At 67.9% G+C, this 16,351-nt stretch carries 17 protein-coding genes; 4 read left to right on the top strand and 13 right to left on the bottom strand.

Annotated elements, in window-relative coordinates:
• Positions 1-38: 38 nt before the first annotated feature.
• Both AC51BJ_RS19260 and AC51BJ_RS19255 read right to left on the bottom strand, forming a co-directional pair.
• Complete coding sequence (locus AC51BJ_RS19260) at positions 39-410, bottom strand: YidH family protein (RefSeq protein WP_430433998.1); 372 nt, start codon at positions 408-410, stop codon at positions 39-41.
• A gap of 2 nt (positions 411-412) precedes the next feature.
• On the bottom strand, positions 413-1,171 hold the full coding sequence (locus AC51BJ_RS19255; protein WP_296811407.1) for a 2OG-Fe dioxygenase family protein: 759 nt from the start codon (positions 1,169-1,171) through the stop codon (positions 413-415).
• A gap of 109 nt (positions 1,172-1,280) precedes the next feature.
• On the opposite strand from AC51BJ_RS19255, the gene hyi reads away from it, so the two are divergent.
• Complete coding sequence (gene hyi, locus AC51BJ_RS19250; protein WP_496281304.1) at positions 1,281-2,051, top strand: hydroxypyruvate isomerase; 771 nt, start codon at positions 1,281-1,283, stop codon at positions 2,049-2,051.
• 3 nt (positions 2,052-2,054) lie between these two features.
• Here the strand turns inward: hyi and AC51BJ_RS19245 are convergent, their stop codons facing one another.
• Genes AC51BJ_RS19245 through AC51BJ_RS19225 form a run of 5 tightly spaced genes read right to left on the bottom strand, consistent with a single transcriptional unit; the run spans position 2,055 to position 5,568 of the window.
• Entirely contained in the window at positions 2,055-2,840 is a 786-nt protein-coding gene (locus tag AC51BJ_RS19245) for a molybdate ABC transporter substrate-binding protein (RefSeq protein ID WP_430434000.1), read from the bottom strand.
• Positions 2,841-2,842: 2 nt separating this feature from the next.
• On the bottom strand, positions 2,843-3,673 hold the full coding sequence (locus AC51BJ_RS19240; RefSeq protein WP_430434001.1) for an ABC transporter substrate-binding protein: 831 nt from the start codon (positions 3,671-3,673) through the stop codon (positions 2,843-2,845).
• Positions 3,664-4,371, bottom strand: a complete 708-nt coding sequence (locus AC51BJ_RS19235) for an ATP-binding cassette domain-containing protein (protein WP_496281303.1) — start codon at positions 4,369-4,371, stop codon at positions 3,664-3,666. The genes AC51BJ_RS19240 and AC51BJ_RS19235 overlap by 10 nt, the downstream gene beginning before the upstream one ends.
• On the bottom strand, positions 4,364-5,068 hold the full coding sequence (locus tag AC51BJ_RS19230; RefSeq protein ID WP_341930889.1) for an ABC transporter permease: 705 nt from the start codon (positions 5,066-5,068) through the stop codon (positions 4,364-4,366). The genes AC51BJ_RS19235 and AC51BJ_RS19230 overlap by 8 nt, the downstream gene beginning before the upstream one ends.
• Positions 5,065-5,568 carry a hypothetical protein gene (locus AC51BJ_RS19225; RefSeq protein WP_496281302.1) on the bottom strand — a complete coding sequence of 168 codons (504 nt, stop codon included), beginning with the start codon at positions 5,566-5,568 and terminating at the stop codon, positions 5,065-5,067. Before AC51BJ_RS19225 ends, AC51BJ_RS19230 begins: the two co-directional genes overlap by 4 nt.
• Positions 5,569-5,764: 196 nt before the next feature.
• Between AC51BJ_RS19225 and AC51BJ_RS19220 the strand changes: the two genes are divergently transcribed.
• The 3 genes from AC51BJ_RS19220 (at position 5,765) to AC51BJ_RS19210 (ending at position 9,758) form a co-directional block, all read left to right on the top strand.
• Positions 5,765-6,862, top strand: coding sequence for a substrate-binding domain-containing protein (locus AC51BJ_RS19220; RefSeq protein ID WP_496281301.1), 1,098 nt, complete (start codon positions 5,765-5,767; stop codon positions 6,860-6,862).
• Between the two features lie 59 nt (positions 6,863-6,921).
• Complete coding sequence (locus AC51BJ_RS19215; RefSeq protein WP_496281300.1) at positions 6,922-8,094, top strand: DUF2863 family protein; 1,173 nt, start codon at positions 6,922-6,924, stop codon at positions 8,092-8,094.
• A gap of 62 nt (positions 8,095-8,156) precedes the next feature.
• On the top strand, positions 8,157-9,758 hold the full coding sequence (locus AC51BJ_RS19210) for a peptide chain release factor 3 (RefSeq protein ID WP_496281299.1): 1,602 nt from the start codon (positions 8,157-8,159) through the stop codon (positions 9,756-9,758).
• Between the two features lie 644 nt (positions 9,759-10,402).
• Here AC51BJ_RS19210 and AC51BJ_RS19205 read toward each other — a convergent pair.
• The 6 genes from AC51BJ_RS19205 to AC51BJ_RS19180 are packed head-to-tail and all read right to left on the bottom strand — an operon-like array spanning position 10,403 to position 16,299.
• Entirely contained in the window at positions 10,403-10,735 is a 333-nt protein-coding gene (locus AC51BJ_RS19205) for a Na+/H+ antiporter subunit G (protein ID WP_496281298.1), read from the bottom strand.
• A gap of 9 nt (positions 10,736-10,744) precedes the next feature.
• A complete protein-coding gene (locus AC51BJ_RS19200; protein ID WP_496281297.1) occupies positions 10,745-11,014 on the bottom strand; it encodes a K+/H+ antiporter subunit F in 270 nt (89 codons plus the stop codon).
• Positions 11,011-11,520, bottom strand: coding sequence for a Na+/H+ antiporter subunit E (locus tag AC51BJ_RS19195; RefSeq protein ID WP_496281296.1), 510 nt, complete (start codon positions 11,518-11,520; stop codon positions 11,011-11,013). Before AC51BJ_RS19195 ends, AC51BJ_RS19200 begins: the two co-directional genes overlap by 4 nt.
• Positions 11,520-13,136: a monovalent cation/H+ antiporter subunit D gene (locus AC51BJ_RS19190; RefSeq protein WP_496281295.1), complete on the bottom strand. Its 1,617-nt coding sequence runs from the start codon at positions 13,134-13,136 to the stop codon at positions 11,520-11,522. Before AC51BJ_RS19190 ends, AC51BJ_RS19195 begins: the two co-directional genes overlap by 1 nt.
• Positions 13,133-13,486, bottom strand: a complete 354-nt coding sequence (locus AC51BJ_RS19185; protein WP_430434012.1) for a Na+/H+ antiporter subunit C — start codon at positions 13,484-13,486, stop codon at positions 13,133-13,135. Before AC51BJ_RS19185 ends, AC51BJ_RS19190 begins: the two co-directional genes overlap by 4 nt.
• The gene (locus AC51BJ_RS19180; RefSeq protein ID WP_496281294.1) at positions 13,483-16,299 is read right to left on the bottom strand and encodes a monovalent cation/H+ antiporter subunit A; all 2,817 of its coding nucleotides are present in this window, start codon (positions 16,297-16,299) and stop codon (positions 13,483-13,485) included. The genes AC51BJ_RS19185 and AC51BJ_RS19180 overlap by 4 nt, the downstream gene beginning before the upstream one ends.
• Positions 16,300-16,351 lie beyond the last annotated feature (52 nt).

The raw sequence follows: 16,351 nt of genomic DNA, 5'->3' as shown, positions 1-16,351 counted from the left end.
CCTCACCTGCCACCTGTTTCCGCGAAAAAACCGGAAATTCAGGCTGAAGTGAACAGATGTGCGATCAGCGCAACACCGATCGCCGCGACCGCGAGCGAAGTCCACGACGCGAGCCCGCTCATGTAGCCGTCGGGAATTTCCACCGGCTTCAGGGTCGCCAGCACGCGCCGGTACTGCACGACCGCCAGCGTCACTGAAATCGAGCCCAGTGCGATCAGCGCGACGCCTATCCAGAAAGACAAGCCGTGCGGCGCACCGTTGAGCGTCTTCTGATTGCCCAGCATCGCGACGAACAGTGCGAAGCGTTCGATGGCGAAACCGAAGGCCATCAGCGCAAGCGCGGTGCGCGACCACGCGAGCAGCGTGCGTTCGGCGGCGAAGAAAACGCGCGGATCGTTCAGGTCCGACATGCTCAGCCTTGCGCCGGCGGACGCCGGCGGTAGGTCACGACCAGCACGTCGCGCCAGGCCGGCTTCGACGGATCGAGCGGATGGATGGGCGTCACACCGTGCAGCGCCCGCTGGTCATTCACCAGCGCCGCGTCGCAGGGCGCCGTCAGCGTAAAACTGTCCAGACGCTTGCCTTCGGGCGAGAAGATTTCCGTGGTGCCGCTTTCGACGTTCTCCCGCCGCACCATCATGACCAGCACGAAATCGACGCCATCGCGATGCACGCCCTCGGGCGTCGGCTTGCCCTCGCCGTCAGCGCGCGCTTCGATGCGGAACTGATGTACCTCGATGTGCGCGTCGTGGCCCGGATGCAGGCGCTGGAACACCGCCAGCCCGAACTGCGCCACCGTCTGCATGGTCGAGCCGCCGAGCACCTGCGGCCGTACCGGCTCGAAGTGGCGCTCGACGCCGCCATTCAGCGTGTTGTAGTCCAGGCTCTGGTAATGCGGCTGGTGCGGCTCGAACTGGATGCGCAATCCGTCGGCCGGCGCACTGAGCACCGCGTAACGGCGACGACGGTAGCGGCCGCCGTCCGCCATATAGGTATCCGTTTCCAGATCGCCCCAGCTGGCGGCGAATACGTCCCAGTCGGCGCGCCAGCCGGAACGCAGGCTGGACAGCGCGTCGCGTACCTGTGCCGACGGCAGGAAACAGAAATCATGGGCCGCAACGTTCTCGGCGAGCGCGCGGGCAAAAGTGCCGGTATTCAGGGAGGGGGACATCTGTGACAGAACGACGAAAACCGCGAAAGCAGGGACGATACTCCCCTGCCCCCGGCAACGCACGCGCCGACCCGATTTAGAATCGGTGCCCCGCCGGAGATCCCGTCACATGCCCCGCTTCTGCGCCAACCTGTCACTGCTGTTCACCGAACACCCCTTCACCGAGCGCTGGGCCGCTGCCGCCCGCGCCGGTTTTCACGGCGTCGAATGCCATTTCCCGTACGACGAACCGGCTGCCTTACTGGCCGAGGAAGTGCGCCGCAACGGGCTTGAGCAGGTGCTGTTCAATCTGCCGCCGGGCGACTGGGCCGCGGGCGAGCGCGGCATCGCCTGCCTGCCCGACCGCGTCGCCGAATTCGAGGAGGGCGTTGGCCGCGCCATCGACTACGCCCGCGCACTCGGTTGCCGGCGCATCAACTGCCTGGCCGGCATCGCACCGATTGGCGCCGAACGCGGCGAGCTGCTGGCGGTGATGGAGCGTAATCTGCGCTTCGCGGCGCGCGCGCTGGCGCGGGAAAACATCGAACTGCTGGTCGAGCCGATCAACGACCGCGACATGCCGGGCTTCCTGCTGAACCGCTCGGCCGACACGCTGGCGCTGATCGAACGCGTCGGCGAAGCCAACGTGAAGCTGCAGTACGACATCTATCACATGCAGATCATGGAAGGTGACCTCGCCCGCACGCTGCAGCGCGAACTGCCGCGCATCGGCCACGTGCAGATCGCCGACAACCCGGGCCGGCACGAACCGGGCAGCGGCGAGATCAACTACCCCTTCCTGTTCGACTGGCTGGACCGCATCGGCTACACCGGCTGGGTCAGCGCGGAATACGTCCCGGCCGGCGATACGGTCGCCGGCCTGGGCTGGATGCCACGCTGAACTTCAGGGCAGCGAGAAGCCGTCGGCGGCCAGCACCTTGCGTGCGGGGTCCGACTGCAGGAAGCGGGCGAAACGCTCCCCCTCGCTGCCGGGCGCAGACAGCACGACCAGTCCGTAGTCGGCACCGACCGCCAGCGCCGGCGGAAGCGCCACCTCCTGCAGTGCCGGTACTTCGCGCCGTGCCAGCCGCGTGTTGGTGCAGTAGGTGACGAACAGGTCGGCCTGGCCATCGTCCACCACCCAGGCGTAGACGTTGCGCCCCGCTGGCGGCTTCGCCGAATCGGCGGCACCAGTGAGCTGCCTGCCGCGCGCCGCCAGCGCACGACCGATGCCTGGCCGCAGCGCGTCGGCGCGCTGGAACATCTGCACCGCGTAGTCGCCTGCCGGGTCGGCCTTCGGCGTCGATACACCGAGCTTCAGATCGCGATCGAGCATGGCGTCGAGCGCGCTCTCCGGAGTGACCGTCAGGCCCGGCCGCACCAGCAGGCACAGTTCGTTACGCGCGAAGCGTTCGACCCTGGCTGCCTTGCCGGCATCGACGAAAGTCTGCGGGTGCGTCATGTTGGCCGACGCGAACACGTCGGCCCTGGCACCGGCCGCGATCTTCTCGCGCAGTACGCCGCTCGGCCCGAACTCGAAGCGGGGCGCCGGCCCGCCCTGCTCCGCATACATCTTGCCGAGCTGGGTGAACACCGACTTCAGGCTGCCGGCGGCATGCACCGACGCACCGTCGGCCTGCGCCACGCCGGCCAGCAGCGAAGTGCAGGCCGCCACGATGAGCGCACGCATGGTCACTTGGCCGCGTTCGGGAAGAACAGCTGCTGGCCGTCGATCTTGTAGTCGGCGATCGCCTTCTGGCCTTCGGCCGACACCACCCAGTCGATGAAGGCCTGCCCGTCCGCCTTCTTCACGTGCGGGTGCTTGTCCGGATTGACCAGGATGACGCCGTACTGGTTGAACAGGCGCTTGTCGCCCTCGACCGAGATGGTCAGGTCGGCGCGGTTCTTGAACGACAGCCAGGTGCCGCGGTCGGCCAGGATGTAGGCGTTCATCGACGCCGCGGTGTTCAGCGCCGGGCCCATGCCGGAGCCGGTGTCGCGGTACCAGGCGCCCTTGACCGCGTCGAGATCGACGCCGGCCGCTTTCCACAGACGCAGCTCGGCGGCGTGCGTGCCGCTCTTGTCGCCACGCGACACGAAGGGGGCCTGTGCGGCCTGGATGGCCTTCAGCGCTTCGGTGATGTCCTTGCCGCCCGCCACCTTGGCCGGATCCGACTTCGGGCCGACCAGGATGAAGTCGTTGTACATGACCTCCTGCCGCTTCACGCCGTAGCCTTCGGCGATGAATTTCTCTTCCGCCGCCTTGTCGTGCACGAACACCACGTCGGCGTCGCCGCGGCGCGCCATGTCCAGCGCCTGTCCGGTGCCGAGCGCGACGACGCGCACTTCGATGCCGGTCTTCGCCTGGAAGATGGGCAGCAGGTGTTTGAACAGACCCGACTGTTCGGTCGAGGTGGTCGACGACACGGTGATGAAGCGATCGGCAGCGTGGGCGAAGGGCGTGGCCAGCGTGATCGCGACCGCTGCGGCGGTGGCGATGAATGAACGGCGGATCAGGTCCATGAAAGCTCTCCTCTGAGGTAATGCCCGGCTTCGGCCGAGCGCGGTGCGGCAAAGAAATCGGCCACCGGCGTGTGTTCGGTGATGCGGCCGGTGTCGACGAAAACGATGTCGTCGGCCAGGCGACGGGCCTGGCCGAGGTGATGGGTGACCATGACGATGGAACAGCCGTCGTCGGCGATGACGCGGATCAGCCGCTCGACTTCCGCTGCGGCGCCCGGGTCGAGACTGGCGGTCGGCTCGTCGAGGAAGAGCACGCGCGGGCGCAGCGCCCAGGCGCGGGCCAGCGCCACCCGTTGCTGCTCCCCGCCGGACAGCACACGCGCCGGGCGGTCGGCCAGCGCCGAAAGACCGACGCGCTCCAGCACGTCGAGCGCGCGCGTGCGACGCTCGGCCGCCGGCACACCGGCCAGGTAGAGCGCGTAAGTCACGTTGTCGAGCACGCTACGGCGGAGCATGACCGGGCGCTGGAACACCATGGCCTGCACCGGCGTGCCGCTGCCGCCGTTCCACAGGATGCGGCCGGCGGTCGGTTCGATCAGGCCGTGCATCAGGCGCATCAGCACGCTCTTTCCCGCGCCGTTCGGGCCGAGTATCAGCGTGCGCCGCCCTGCTTCGATGCGCAGCGACACGTCGCGGATGAGCGCGCGGTCGCCCGCCTCGTAGCGCAGCGCCTCCAGCGTGAGCAGTACGTCAGCCATGGCGCCGCACCGCCCATTCGCGTACCGCGTGCGCCAGCGCATTCAGTATCAGCACGATGGAAATGAGGATGAAGCCCAGCGCCAGCGCCAGCGGCAGGTCGCCCTTGCTGGTTTCGAGCGCGATGCTGGTAGTCATGACGCGGGTGACGCCGTCGATGTTGCCACCGACGATCATGACCGCCCCCACCTCCGCGACCGCGCGGCCGAGACCGGCCAGCACCGCCGTCGATAGCGAGAAGCGCGTATCGACCAGCAGCGTCAGCGCGGCGCGCGGCGTCGAGGCGCCGAGCGAACGCAGCTGCTCCTCGTAGTCGCGCCACGCGTCGGCGACGATCTGCCGCGACAGCGCGGCGATGATGGGCGTGATCAGCACCACCTGTGCAATCACCATCGCGGTCGGCGTAAACAGCAGGCCGAAGGAGCCGAGCGGGCCGGCGCGCGACAGCAGCAGATAGACCAGCAGGCCAATCACCACCGGCGGCAGGCCCATCATGCCGTTAAGGATGACGGTCAGCGGCTTGCGACCCGGAAAGCGGCCGACCGCCACCGCAGCGCCGATCGGCAGACCCAGGCAGGCGGCGAGGAAAACGGCGGTCAGACTCACCTGCAGGCTCAGCGCGACGATGTGCAGCAGATTGGCGTCGGCGGCGACGATCAGACTGCCGGCGGTGGCGAAGCTTTCGCTCATTGTGCTCATGGCGCCGGCTCCGCGATGATCAGCAGGTCGAGCACGGCTGCGGCCGCGGCACTGACTTCAAGCGTGTAACGCAGACCGGCTTCAAGTCGGTAGATCAGTTCCTTCTGCACGCCCTCGCCGCGCAGACAGCGCAGCGGGCGCATGTAAACAGGCAGCGGCCCCCCGGCCGGCAACAGCACCTCGATCCAGGCGCGCTCGCTGCTCATGACGCGGTAGATGCCGGCCGACGGAACCGTGAAGTCGAGGATGCCGGCGTGGCCGGCGGTGCGCCGCCCCGGTGCCCGCAGCGCCACCTCGCCTTCCGGCTGCATGCGGACGCCCATGCGCCGGGCGTGGGCGATCACCGGCGCCAAAGATGCACTGCGCGCGGCATCGATAGTCGGGCCGGCGGCGGACCACGCCGATTTCAGCTCGGCCACCACGCGCGGCGCGTCGGCACAGGCTTCGTCCTGCGCCGACGCTGCAAGCGCCGACAGCGAGCACAGGGCGATGAGGACCACGCGCGAAAGCGGGCGCGGTCCGGAAGTGGACATCCTATTCGTCACGAAACGGCCTCGTCCGGCACGGATGTCTGCGCAGCTCCTGGCGGACGCGCTGCGACGCAACGAAAGGGCGTCGCGACAGGGAATGACATCAATCGGCATCGGAAAACACATAAGATGCGGGAAGCTATCGCACTGATGCCGTGTGTCCTATATGTCCGAATTTGCACAAAGCAGTCCGAGCCTGCGTGTCGAGTGGGATTTCGGTCCCGACGCTCCGCTCGGGATCGACCGGCTGCTGGCACTGCTGGCCGCCATCGAAGTCAGCGGTTCGATCGCCGGCGCGGCCCGCGCAACCGGTCTGTCGTACCGCAACGCCTGGGGGCTGATCAACGCCTGGCAGGCCTGGTTCGGCCAGCCCTTGATCGCCACCGCGCGCGCGCATGGTTCGACGCTGGAAGCCTTCGCTCGCCAGTTGCTGGAGATCGATCGCGGTGCCCGGCAGTCGTTGGCGCGCGCGCTCGACGGCGCCAGCCAGCCGATGCGCGCGCTGTCGCTGCAGCCGGCCGAACACGGCGGCGCGGCACTGCGTTTCGCCGCCAGTCACGAACCGCTGCTGAACGACCTCATCCGCCAGCTGCGCAGCGAGCGCGCCGATTCCGCAGCAGTGACGCTGAGCACGCATGGCAGTCTTGAATCGCTGCTCGCGCTGGCCGCCCGCCGTTGCGAAATCGCCGGCTTCCATTGCCCGGTCGGCGAACTGGGGCGCGACATCTGGGCGCTCTACCGCGCACAGCACGGACTGCCGCGACTGCGCCTGATCGGCTTCGCGCGTCGGCGGCAGGGCCTCATCCTGGCGCGCGGCAATCCGAAGAAGGTGAGCGGCCTGGCCGACCTGTCGCGCACCGATCTGCGTTTCGTGCATCGCCAGCCAGGCGCCGGCACGCGGCTCGCGTTCGACCTGCTGGCGCGCCGCGCCGGGCTGGATACGCGTGCGCTGAACGAGGGCGACGAAGAACACACGCACGCCGCGGTGGCGGCGCTGATCGCCAGCGACGAAGCCGATGCCGGGCTCGGGCTGGAGGCCTTCGCGCACCGGCTAGGGCTGGATTTCATCCCGCTGTTCGAGGAGATGTACTTCCTGGCGATGCGCGACGCGCCGGCCTCGCGCGACACCGTGCAGTCGCTATCGGCCCTGTTGCAGCAGCCGCACTGGCGCGCGCGCGCCGACGGGCTCAGTGGCTATTCGCTGGCCGAGGCCGGGATCGAGTACGACGCCGCCGGCGCCGAACGCCTGCTGTTCGGCGGCTGATATCCGCGGCGCCTGCGCCGGCCCTTGGTAGAATCGCGCCTCAGTTACCGGACCCTTACATGAAACGCACCCGATTCGCCCGCCGCGGCGGCCTCACCCAGGACGCCGCCCTGCTCACCCGGCTGGCCACCGGCCTGGCGCTGTCCGCCAGCCGCATCGAAGACCGCTACTGGGAAGTGCGGCTGACCGAACAGGTGAGCCGGCTGCTGGCCGACCGCAACGAAGACGCGCTGAACGCCGCGCTCGACCACCTGTGGCGCGAGGACGCACCGGCCTATGACGAACTGGCCGATTTCATCGAGGCCGGCAGCGAATGCGGTCTGCCGGGCGACGCCAACAAGGACTGGGACGCCGTCGTGTTCGCAGCCCCCCTGCTCGCCTGGTCGCGCTTCTCGATCCCGGCCGGGCCGATCGCCGCTCCGCTGCTGACCAGCCTCAAGGTTCAGCTGTGTGCCCACGCCTTCGGCGCCCACACCAAGGTTGCGCTGGCCGACTATCTGTTCAGCCCGGACCAGTTGCCACGCGGCTACGTCGAAACACGCGATCTGGCCGACGACCTCGGTGAAGCCGTGCTCGCCGGAAATGATCTGAAGCTCGAAGCGGAGGCGATGGCGCAGACCACCACCTTCCTGTCCGACACCCGCTACCTGATCGGCATCGCCATCGTGCCGCGCGGTCAGGCGCTGTTCCGCTGGCAGGAGGACGACGGCCAGCGCGAACACGTGGTGAAGCAATGGCAGGCCCAGGGCGGTGCCGTCATCGGCACGCTGATGCAGGGATGTGCCTTCGAACTGCTGCCGCCCAACGCCTACCATTCGGCCTGCCGTGAAGCCGACCGCGCGTCGCGCGCCTACTCGCTGCGCGCCTCGGTCGCCTTCCTCGAACAGACGCTGGCAGTGCCGGCGACCGGCCTGCGCGCGATCATTGCGCCCTTCTACGACAAGCAGCTCGAGGAATACCGCGTCGCCTTCACCACCACCGACTCCAGCGACGTCGTGCACGGCGTCGTGTGGGCGCTGCTCGGTGCCGAGGATGAGGAAACCGACACCGTCGGCGAGATCGAAGGCGTGCTGCGCGAATGCGGCCTGACCGACACACTGGTGCTCGACCACCGGATGCCGATGGAGTACTGCGACGACTGCGGCGCGCCGATGTATCCGGACCCCGACGGCCAGCCGGTGCATGCCGAACTGCCCGAATCGTCGGACCAGCCGCCCGCTCACCTGCACTGACACGTCATCCTGTTTCCGCGGCCGCGCCTCGCGCGGCCGTTTTCATTTGCTGAAGAACGCCCATGTCGCTTGAAAAAGAAGTCGCCCGCCGGCGCACCTTTGCCATCATTTCCCACCCTGACGCGGGCAAGACCACGCTGACCGAAAAGCTGCTGCTGTTCGCGGGCGCGATCCAGATCGCCGGCAGCGTCAAGGCGCGCAAGGCCGCCCGTCACGCCACCTCCGACTGGATGGAGATCGAGAAGCAGCGCGGCATTTCGGTCGCCAGCTCGGTCATGCAGATGGAGTACCGCGACTGCGTCGTGAACCTGCTGGATACGCCGGGCCACAAGGACTTCTCGGAAGACACCTACCGCGTGCTGACCGCGGTCGATGCCGCGCTGATGGTGATCGACGCCGCCAACGGTGTCGAAGCGCAGACGCTGCGCCTGCTCGAAGTCTGCCGCGCGCGCAACACGCCCATCATCACCTTCATCAACAAGATGGACCGCGAAGTGCGCGCGCCGCTCGACCTGATCGACGAGCTCGAACGCACGCTGGGCATGGACGTCGCGCCGTTCACGTGGCCGCTGGGCATGGGCAAGGATTTCGCCGGCGTCTATGAACTGCGCGAAGACCGCATGCGCGTGTTCCGCGCCGGTGAGGACCGCATTTCCGGCGACGAGGAAGTGCTGCTCGGCCTCGACAACCCGGAAATCGCTGGCCGCTACCCGATGCAGTTCGACACCGCGCACGCCGAGATCGACCTTGTGCGCGAAGCCGCCCCGCCCTTCGACGAAGCGGAATTCCTGGCCGGCCGGCAGACGCCGGTGTTCTTCGGCTCGGCGATCAACAACTTCGGCGTCAAGGAAGTGCTGGACGCCCTGGTCGACCTCGCGCCGCCACCGGGCGGCCGCCCCGCGATACAGCGCCGGGTCGAGCCGACCGAAGAGAAGTTCACTGGCGTCGTGTTCAAGATCCAGGCGAACATGGACCCGTCGCACCGCGACCGCGTGGCCTTCCTGCGCGTGTGTTCCGGCCACTTCGAGCGCGGCATGCGCATGAAGGTGAGCCGTAACGGCAAGGACATCCGTCCGAACAACGTGGTCACCTTCCTGTCGCAGCGCCGCGAACTGCTGGAAGAGGCCTACGCCGGCGACATCATCGGCATCCCCAACCACGGCACGCTGCAGCTGGGCGACACACTGACCGAGGGCGAAACGCTGCAATTCACCGGCCTGCCCTTCTTCGCACCGGAACTGTTCCAAGGTGTTGAAGTGAAGGATCCATTGAAAACCAAACAGTTGCGCGCAGGTCTTGAGCAACTGGGTGAAGAAGGCGCCATCCAGGTGTTCCGCCCGCTGGCCGGCGGCACGCTGCTGCTGGGCGCGGTCGGCCAGCTTCAGTTCGAGGTGGTCATCCACCGCCTGAAGACCGAATACGGCTGCGACGCCCGCCTCGAAGGCACCCGTTACACGATGGCGCGCTGGGTCACCTGCGACGACGAGCGCGAACTGAAGCGCTTCATCGACGCCAACGCCCACCGCATCGCCTACGACGCGGTGAACGCCCCCGCCTTCCTTGCCACCATGCGTGCCGAACTCAAGGTGGCCGAAGAGAAGTGGGAAAAGATCAAGTTCCACGCCATGCGTGAACATGCGGGGCTGATGTTCGCCAGCCACTGAGATACCGCTTCAGCGGCCGATCGGGAGTGCTCGTTGTGGGAGCGGCCTTGGCCGCGACGCGGCCAATGCAGTCCGCAGGCTTCGATCCAGGCTTCTGTCGGGGTCAGAAGACCCCTCCCACAGAATCCCGGCCCAGGCTCCGGCCGCGAGTCGGGCGCCCGTCCTTGTGGGAGCGGCCTTGGCCGCGACAGGGCCGATGCAGTCCGCAGGCTTCGATTCAGGCTGCTGTCGGGGTCAGAAGACCCCTCCTACAAAATCCCGGCTCCGACCACGGGTTGGGCGCGATCCCTGTGGGAGCGGCCTTGGCCGCGACAGGGCCGATGCAGTCCGCAGGCTTCGATCCAGGCGGCGGTCGGGGTCAGAAGACCCCTCCTACAAAATCCCGGCTCCGACCACGGATTGGGCGCGATCCCTGTGGGAGCGGCCTTGGCCGCGACAGGGCCGTGGCAGGCCACCGGCTTCGATACACGCCGCTGTCGGGGTCAGAAGACCCCTCCTACAAAACCCCGGCTCCGACCACGGGTTGGGCGCGATCCCTGTGGGAGCGGCCTTGGCCGCGACAGGGCCGTAGCAGGCCACCGGCTTCGATACACGCCGCTGTCGGGGTCAGAAGACCCCTCCTACAGACCTCCCGGCTGCGGCGCTCAGTCCTTCTTCTGCGGATGCCCCGCCTTCGACGGCAGCTTCAGATGCAGCGCCGCCTTGGCCATCAGATTGGCCGACACCGGCGCGGTGATGAACAGGAACAGCGTGATCAGCAGTTCGTGGATGCCGAAGCGGCCGTTGGCGGCGCTGTAGATCATGCTGGCGATCAGCACGCCGCCGACGCCCAGCGTGGTGGCCTTGGTCGGTGCATGCAGGCGCTGGAAGAAGTCCTTGAAACGCAGCATGCCGATAGCGCCGACCAGCGCGAAGAAGGCGCCGATCAGCAGCATGGCGACGACGATGATTTCGACCACCGGGTTCAGCGTGTCCATCCGTTCTCCTTACTCGATCACGTCGCCGCGCGTCAGGTAACGCGACAGGCCGACGGTGCCAACGAAGCCCAGCATGGCGACGATGAGCGCGGCCTCGAACAGCAGATCGGTCTGCTGGCGCATGCCCAGCACGATGACCAGCGCCACCACGTTCACATAGAGAGTGTCGAGCGCCAGGATGCGGTCGACCACTTCCGGACCGCGCAGCACCCGCCAGCCGCAGATCAGCATGGCGATCACGATGGCGCCGACCGTGATGTCCAGAGCCAGCTCAATCATTCGAAAATCTCCCGCAGCGGTACTTCGTAACGCGCCTTCATGTCGCGCGCGGCGGCCACCGGATCGTCGCAATCCAGCGCATGAACCAGGATTTCGCGCCGATGCTCGTCAACGATGCACGACACGGTGCCCGGCGTCATCGTGATGATGGAGGCGAACAGCGCCACGCCATTGGGATGCTCGATGTCCAGCGGCACCGGCACCCAGGCCGGCTGAGGTGCGCGCGATGGGCTCAGCGCGAGCTTGGCGACGGTAATGTTGGACATGATGATGTCCCACACCACGATGCCGGCCAGCCGCAGCACGGTCGCGGCGGACTTCAGCGTGACGCCGGGGCCGATGAAACCGCTGACCAGCCGCGGAATCACCAGCCCGAGCACGATGGCGGTCAGCACGTTGCCCGGATCGATTGACTGCTGCAGCATGAGCCAGCCCGCGGCCACCATGGCCGACATGATCGGGTGCCCGAACCAGCGCTTGCCGTGCGCGGCTTCAGTCGTCGCCATCAGTGAGCTCCTTCGCTGGCCGGACGCGGAAACACATAGGGTTGCGTGGTCTGCGCGCCAGCGGCGCCAAGTACCGCTTCCTGATAGGCGCGATGATCGACCAGCTGTACCGCGGCCGCATCGGTATAGCGCTTCAGCGGCCCGGCGAGCACGCTCATCAGCACGCCGGCGCCGATCAGTGACACGGTGGCGAGTACCAGTCGCGGGCTGGCGCCGGCCGCGGTGCCGCCCCCCTCCGGTTCCGGACGCACGCTCCAGAACAGCACGCTGCCGGCGCGCGCCAAACCGATCAGCGTCAGAAAGCCGACCAGCAGCACGACCGTCCACACCCAGGCCTGCGCCTCGTGCCCGCTCGACGCCTGCAGCACCATCAGCTTGCCGATGAAGCCCGGCAGCGGCGGCAGACCGGCGGCCGACGCGGCGCCGAGCAGCATCAGCAGACCGAGCAGCGCCGGCTGTGCCACTGCCGGCCCGGCTTCGAGACGGTCAGCGGCGTCGCCGCGTTGCGCCGACACCAGTTCGACCAGCAGGAAAAGCGCCGCGATGATGAGCGTGCTGTGCGCCATGTAGTACAGCGCCGCCGACCAGGCGGCCTCGCTGAACAGACCCAGCGCGGCCAGTATCGTGCCGACCGAGGCGACCGTCATGTAGGCCACCATGCGCGGCAGCGTGTGCGCGGCCAGCATGCCGAACACGGCCAGCACGCTGGTGCCCAGCGCCAGCGGCAGCAGCCAGGGCTCGACCGTCAGTGCCGACGCACCGGCGTCGGCGCCGAAGATGACGCCATGCACGCGCAGGATGCTGTAGACGCCGACCTTGGTCATGACCGCGAACAGCGCCGCGACCGGCGCGCTCGCGGCCGCGTAGGTCGAAGGCAGCCACAGGTGCAGCGGCAGGATGGCCGCCTTGACGCCGAACACGACGAGCAGGATGAGCGCCGCCGCCTTCAGCACCACCGCGTCATCGCCGGTCACCAGTGGCACGCGCTGCGCCAGGTCGGCCATGTTCAGCGTGCCGACGGTGGCATAGATCAGCGACACGCCGATCAGGAACAGGGCGGAGGCGGCCAGGTTGATCGCCACGTACTGTACGCCGACGCGGAAGCGCTCGCGGCCCTGGCCGTGCAGCAGCAGCACGTAGGAGGCGATCAGCAGCACTTCGAAGAACACGAACAGATTGAACAGGTCGCCGGTCACGAAGGCGCCGTTCAGACCCATCAGCTGGAACTGGAACAGCGCGTGGAAATGCCGGCCGTGGCTGTCCCAGCCGCCGCTGGCGTAGAACAGCACCGGCAGCGCCACCGCCTGCGTCAGCACCAGCATCAGCGCCGACAGCCGGTCGATCACCAGCACGATGCCGAAGGGCGCCGGCCAGTCGCCGACGCGGTACACGCGCAGCGCGCCGTCGTCCGCTTCCATCGCCAGCTTGAGCGCGAACATCAGCCCGAGCGCGACCGACACCAGCGCGATGCGGCGCAGCCGCGGCAGCCTCAGTTCCGCCGGGCGGTCGCCGATCAGCAGCATCAGCATGGCGGTGAAACTGGGCAGCAGCACCGGCAGCACCGCGAGGTGCTGGCGGAACAGCTGCATCATCACATCGGCAAAACTCATGTTCATGCTCCGGGCTCCCGGCCGTCGACGTGGTCGGTGCCCGATTCGGCGCGACTGCGCAGCGCCAGTTCGATCACGAAGCCGGTGGTGGCGAAGCCGATCACGATGGCGGTGAGCACCAGCGCCTGCGGCAGCGGGTCGGCCTGCACCTCGCCCTGCCCCAGTATCGGCGGCGCCGCGCTCCACAGCCGGCCCATCACGAAGATGAATATGTTCACCGCGTAACCGAGCAGCGTCAGGCCGAGCACGACCGGGAAGCTGCGCCCGCGCAGCATCAGGTAGACACCGCAGGCGGTGACCCAGCCGATGCCGCTGGCCACCAGGAACTCCATGCTGATGTTCGCGAAAAGACTCATCCGTGCTGCTCCTTGCTCGCTGCACCCAGTACCGACAGCGTCAGCATGGTTGCACCGACGACGGTGATATAGACCCCGAGGTCGAAAGCCGCCGCGCTGGCCAGCGGCAGTTCGCCCAGCAGCGGCAGCGCCGGGTGGCCGTGCGCGCTGGTCAGGAAGGGGCGACCGAACCAGAAGGCGCCAATGCCGGTCAGCCCGGCGATCGCCAGGCCGCAGCCTATCCAGCGCGAGAAGCGACGGCCGGCCGCGCCATGCAGCAAGGCCTCGGCGCGCGCCTGACCGAGCGCCATGTACTGCATCACCAGCGCCACGGCGGTGATCAGCCCGGCGATGAAACCGCCGCCCGGCACGTTGTGGCCGCGCCAGAAGATGTAGGCCGACACCAGCAGCGCCAGCGGCAGCACCACGCGCGCGGCGACGCGCAACAGCAGCGGCTGTTCCTCGAAGGCCCAGCGACGGCCGTCCGGGTCGGCGTCGGGCCGGCGCGTGCGGAAGCCGTCGAGCAGCGCCAGCACACCGATGCCGGCGATGCCGAGCACAGTGATTTCGCCGAAGGTGTCGTAGCCGCGGAAGTCGACCAGGATGACGTTCACCACATTGGTGCCGCCGCCCTCGCTCAGCGACTTGTCGAGGAAGAACCACGAGATCGAGTCGTGCGTGCGCGTAAGCATCAGCCAGGTCAGGCCGGCCACACCGCCGCCGGCGAACACGGCGAGCAGCGCGTCGCGACCGCGGCGCAGCGTGCCCGACTCGAAGGGCGTGCGCTGCGGCAGCAGGGCCAGACCCATCAGCAGCAGCACCGTCGACACCACTTCGACCGACAGCTGCGTCAGCGCGAGGTCGGGCGCCGACAGCCCGACGAAGGTAAAGGCGGTGACCAGGCCGACGACACCGGTCAGCACCAGCGCCTGGAAACGGTTGTGGTGGGTCAGCACCAGCATGGTCGCGCTCGCCAGCAGCAGCACCCACACGGCGAGCGCCAGTGGCGAGGCCGGCATCAGCTCGCGCGGGCCGGTGCCCGGCAGCGTGTCGGCCGCCCAGAAAGGCGCGGCCGCCAGCACGATGGCGAAGGCCACCATCAGCGCCAGCGACCGCTGCAGCGAACCGTTCTCGAAGCGCGCGGTGAGACGACCGGCAAAGCCGAACAGACCGTCGATCAGGCAGGTGAAGGTGGCCTTGCCGGAGAAGGCCCGCGGCGTGGAGCCGTGCAGCCGGAACACGCGCTGCAGCGCGACGTACAGCGCGGCGCCGACGACCACCGCGATGCCGCTCATCAGCAGCGGCAGGTTGAAGCCATGCCAGATCGCGAGGTGATAGTCGGGCGTGTCGCCACCGAGCAGCGCGCGCGCCGCCACCTCGACCAGCGGGCCGTAAGTGAGCGCCGGAATCACGCCAACGACGACGCACAGCACCGCCAGCAGCGCCACCGGCGCCAGCATGCCGAACGGCGGATCGTGCGGATGCGCGTCGGCCGGCAGATCCTTCGTCGAGCCGTTGAAGAAGGTGTCATGCACCAGGCGCAGCGAGTAGGCCATCGAGCAGACGCCGGCGAAGGTGGCGACCACCGGCACCGCCGCGCCCCAGAACATCGTCGCCTCGACCGCCTCGTGGAAGAACATTTCCTTCGACAGGAAACCGTTGAACAGCGGAATGCCGGCCATCGCCGCCGCCGCCGTCATGGCGAAGGTGGCGGTCCAGGGCATCAGCCTGAGCAGACCGCCCAGGCGGCGCATGTCGCGCGTGCCGCACTCGTGATCGACGATGCCCGCGCTCATGAACAGCGCCGCCTTGAAGGTGGCGTGGTTCAGGATGTGGAACACCGCCGCCACCGCCGACAGCGGCGAATTGAGGCCGATCAGGAAAGTAATGAAGCCGAGGTGGCTCACCGTCGAGTACGCCAGCAGGCCCTTCAGGTCGTGTTTGAAGATGGCCACCCAGGCGGCGAAGGCCACCGTGGCCAGACCGAAGCTGGCGACAATGCCCTCGAACAGGTCGGTGCCGCCGACCGCCGGGTAGAGCCGCGCCAGCAGGAAGATGCCGGCCTTCACCATGGTGGCGGAGTGCAGGTAGGCAGACACCGGCGTCGGTGCGGCCATCGCCTCCGGCAGCCAGAAATGGAAAGGCACTTGCGCGCTCTTGGTGAAGCAGCCGACCAGTATCAGCACCAGCATGACCGGGTACAGCGGGTCGGCCTTGATCACGTCGCCACTGAGCAGGATGTCGCTCAGTTCGTAGCTGCCGGCGATCTGGCCGAGCAGCACGAAACCCGCCAGCATCACCAGGCCGCCGCCGCCGGTCACCGCCAGCGCCATCCGCGCGCCCGCCCTCGCCTCTTCCTTGTGGCCCCAGTAGCCGACCAGCAGGAAGGACGAAACGCTGGTCAGCTCCCAGAACACGACCAGCAGCATGATGTTGTCCGACATGACGATGCCCAGCATCGCCGCCATGAACAGCATGAGCAGGGTGTAGAACTTGCCGGCCGGGTCGGAATCGGCGAGGTAGAAGTGCGCGTACAGCACGATCAGCGAGCCGATGCCGGTGATCAGCAGCGCGAACATCAGCGCCAGACCGTCAAGGCGCCAGCCTATCGACAGGCCGAGCGAGGGTACCCAGTCGGTGTGCGCCACCAGCGTCTGGCCGGCGAACACCTGCGGTGCCAGCGACAGCAGCATGCCGAGCGCGGTCAGCGTGACGGCGCCGGCGACCAGCGCGGTCAGCAGACGACGCGCGGGCGAGTTGTCTCGACCAAAGGCAAAACAGAGCAGCGTGCCGGCCACAAGGGGCAACAGCACTATCGTTGCGAGTGGATTCATGGAGGCTGCCGGACTGTGGCTGGCTGAAACCGGCCGAAGGATACATTGTTTG

The organism is Methyloversatilis sp. S146-33, from assembly GCF_059552495.1.
Note: the sequence above shows the minus strand (reverse complement) of the source record. Positions and strands in the feature narration are given on the sequence as shown.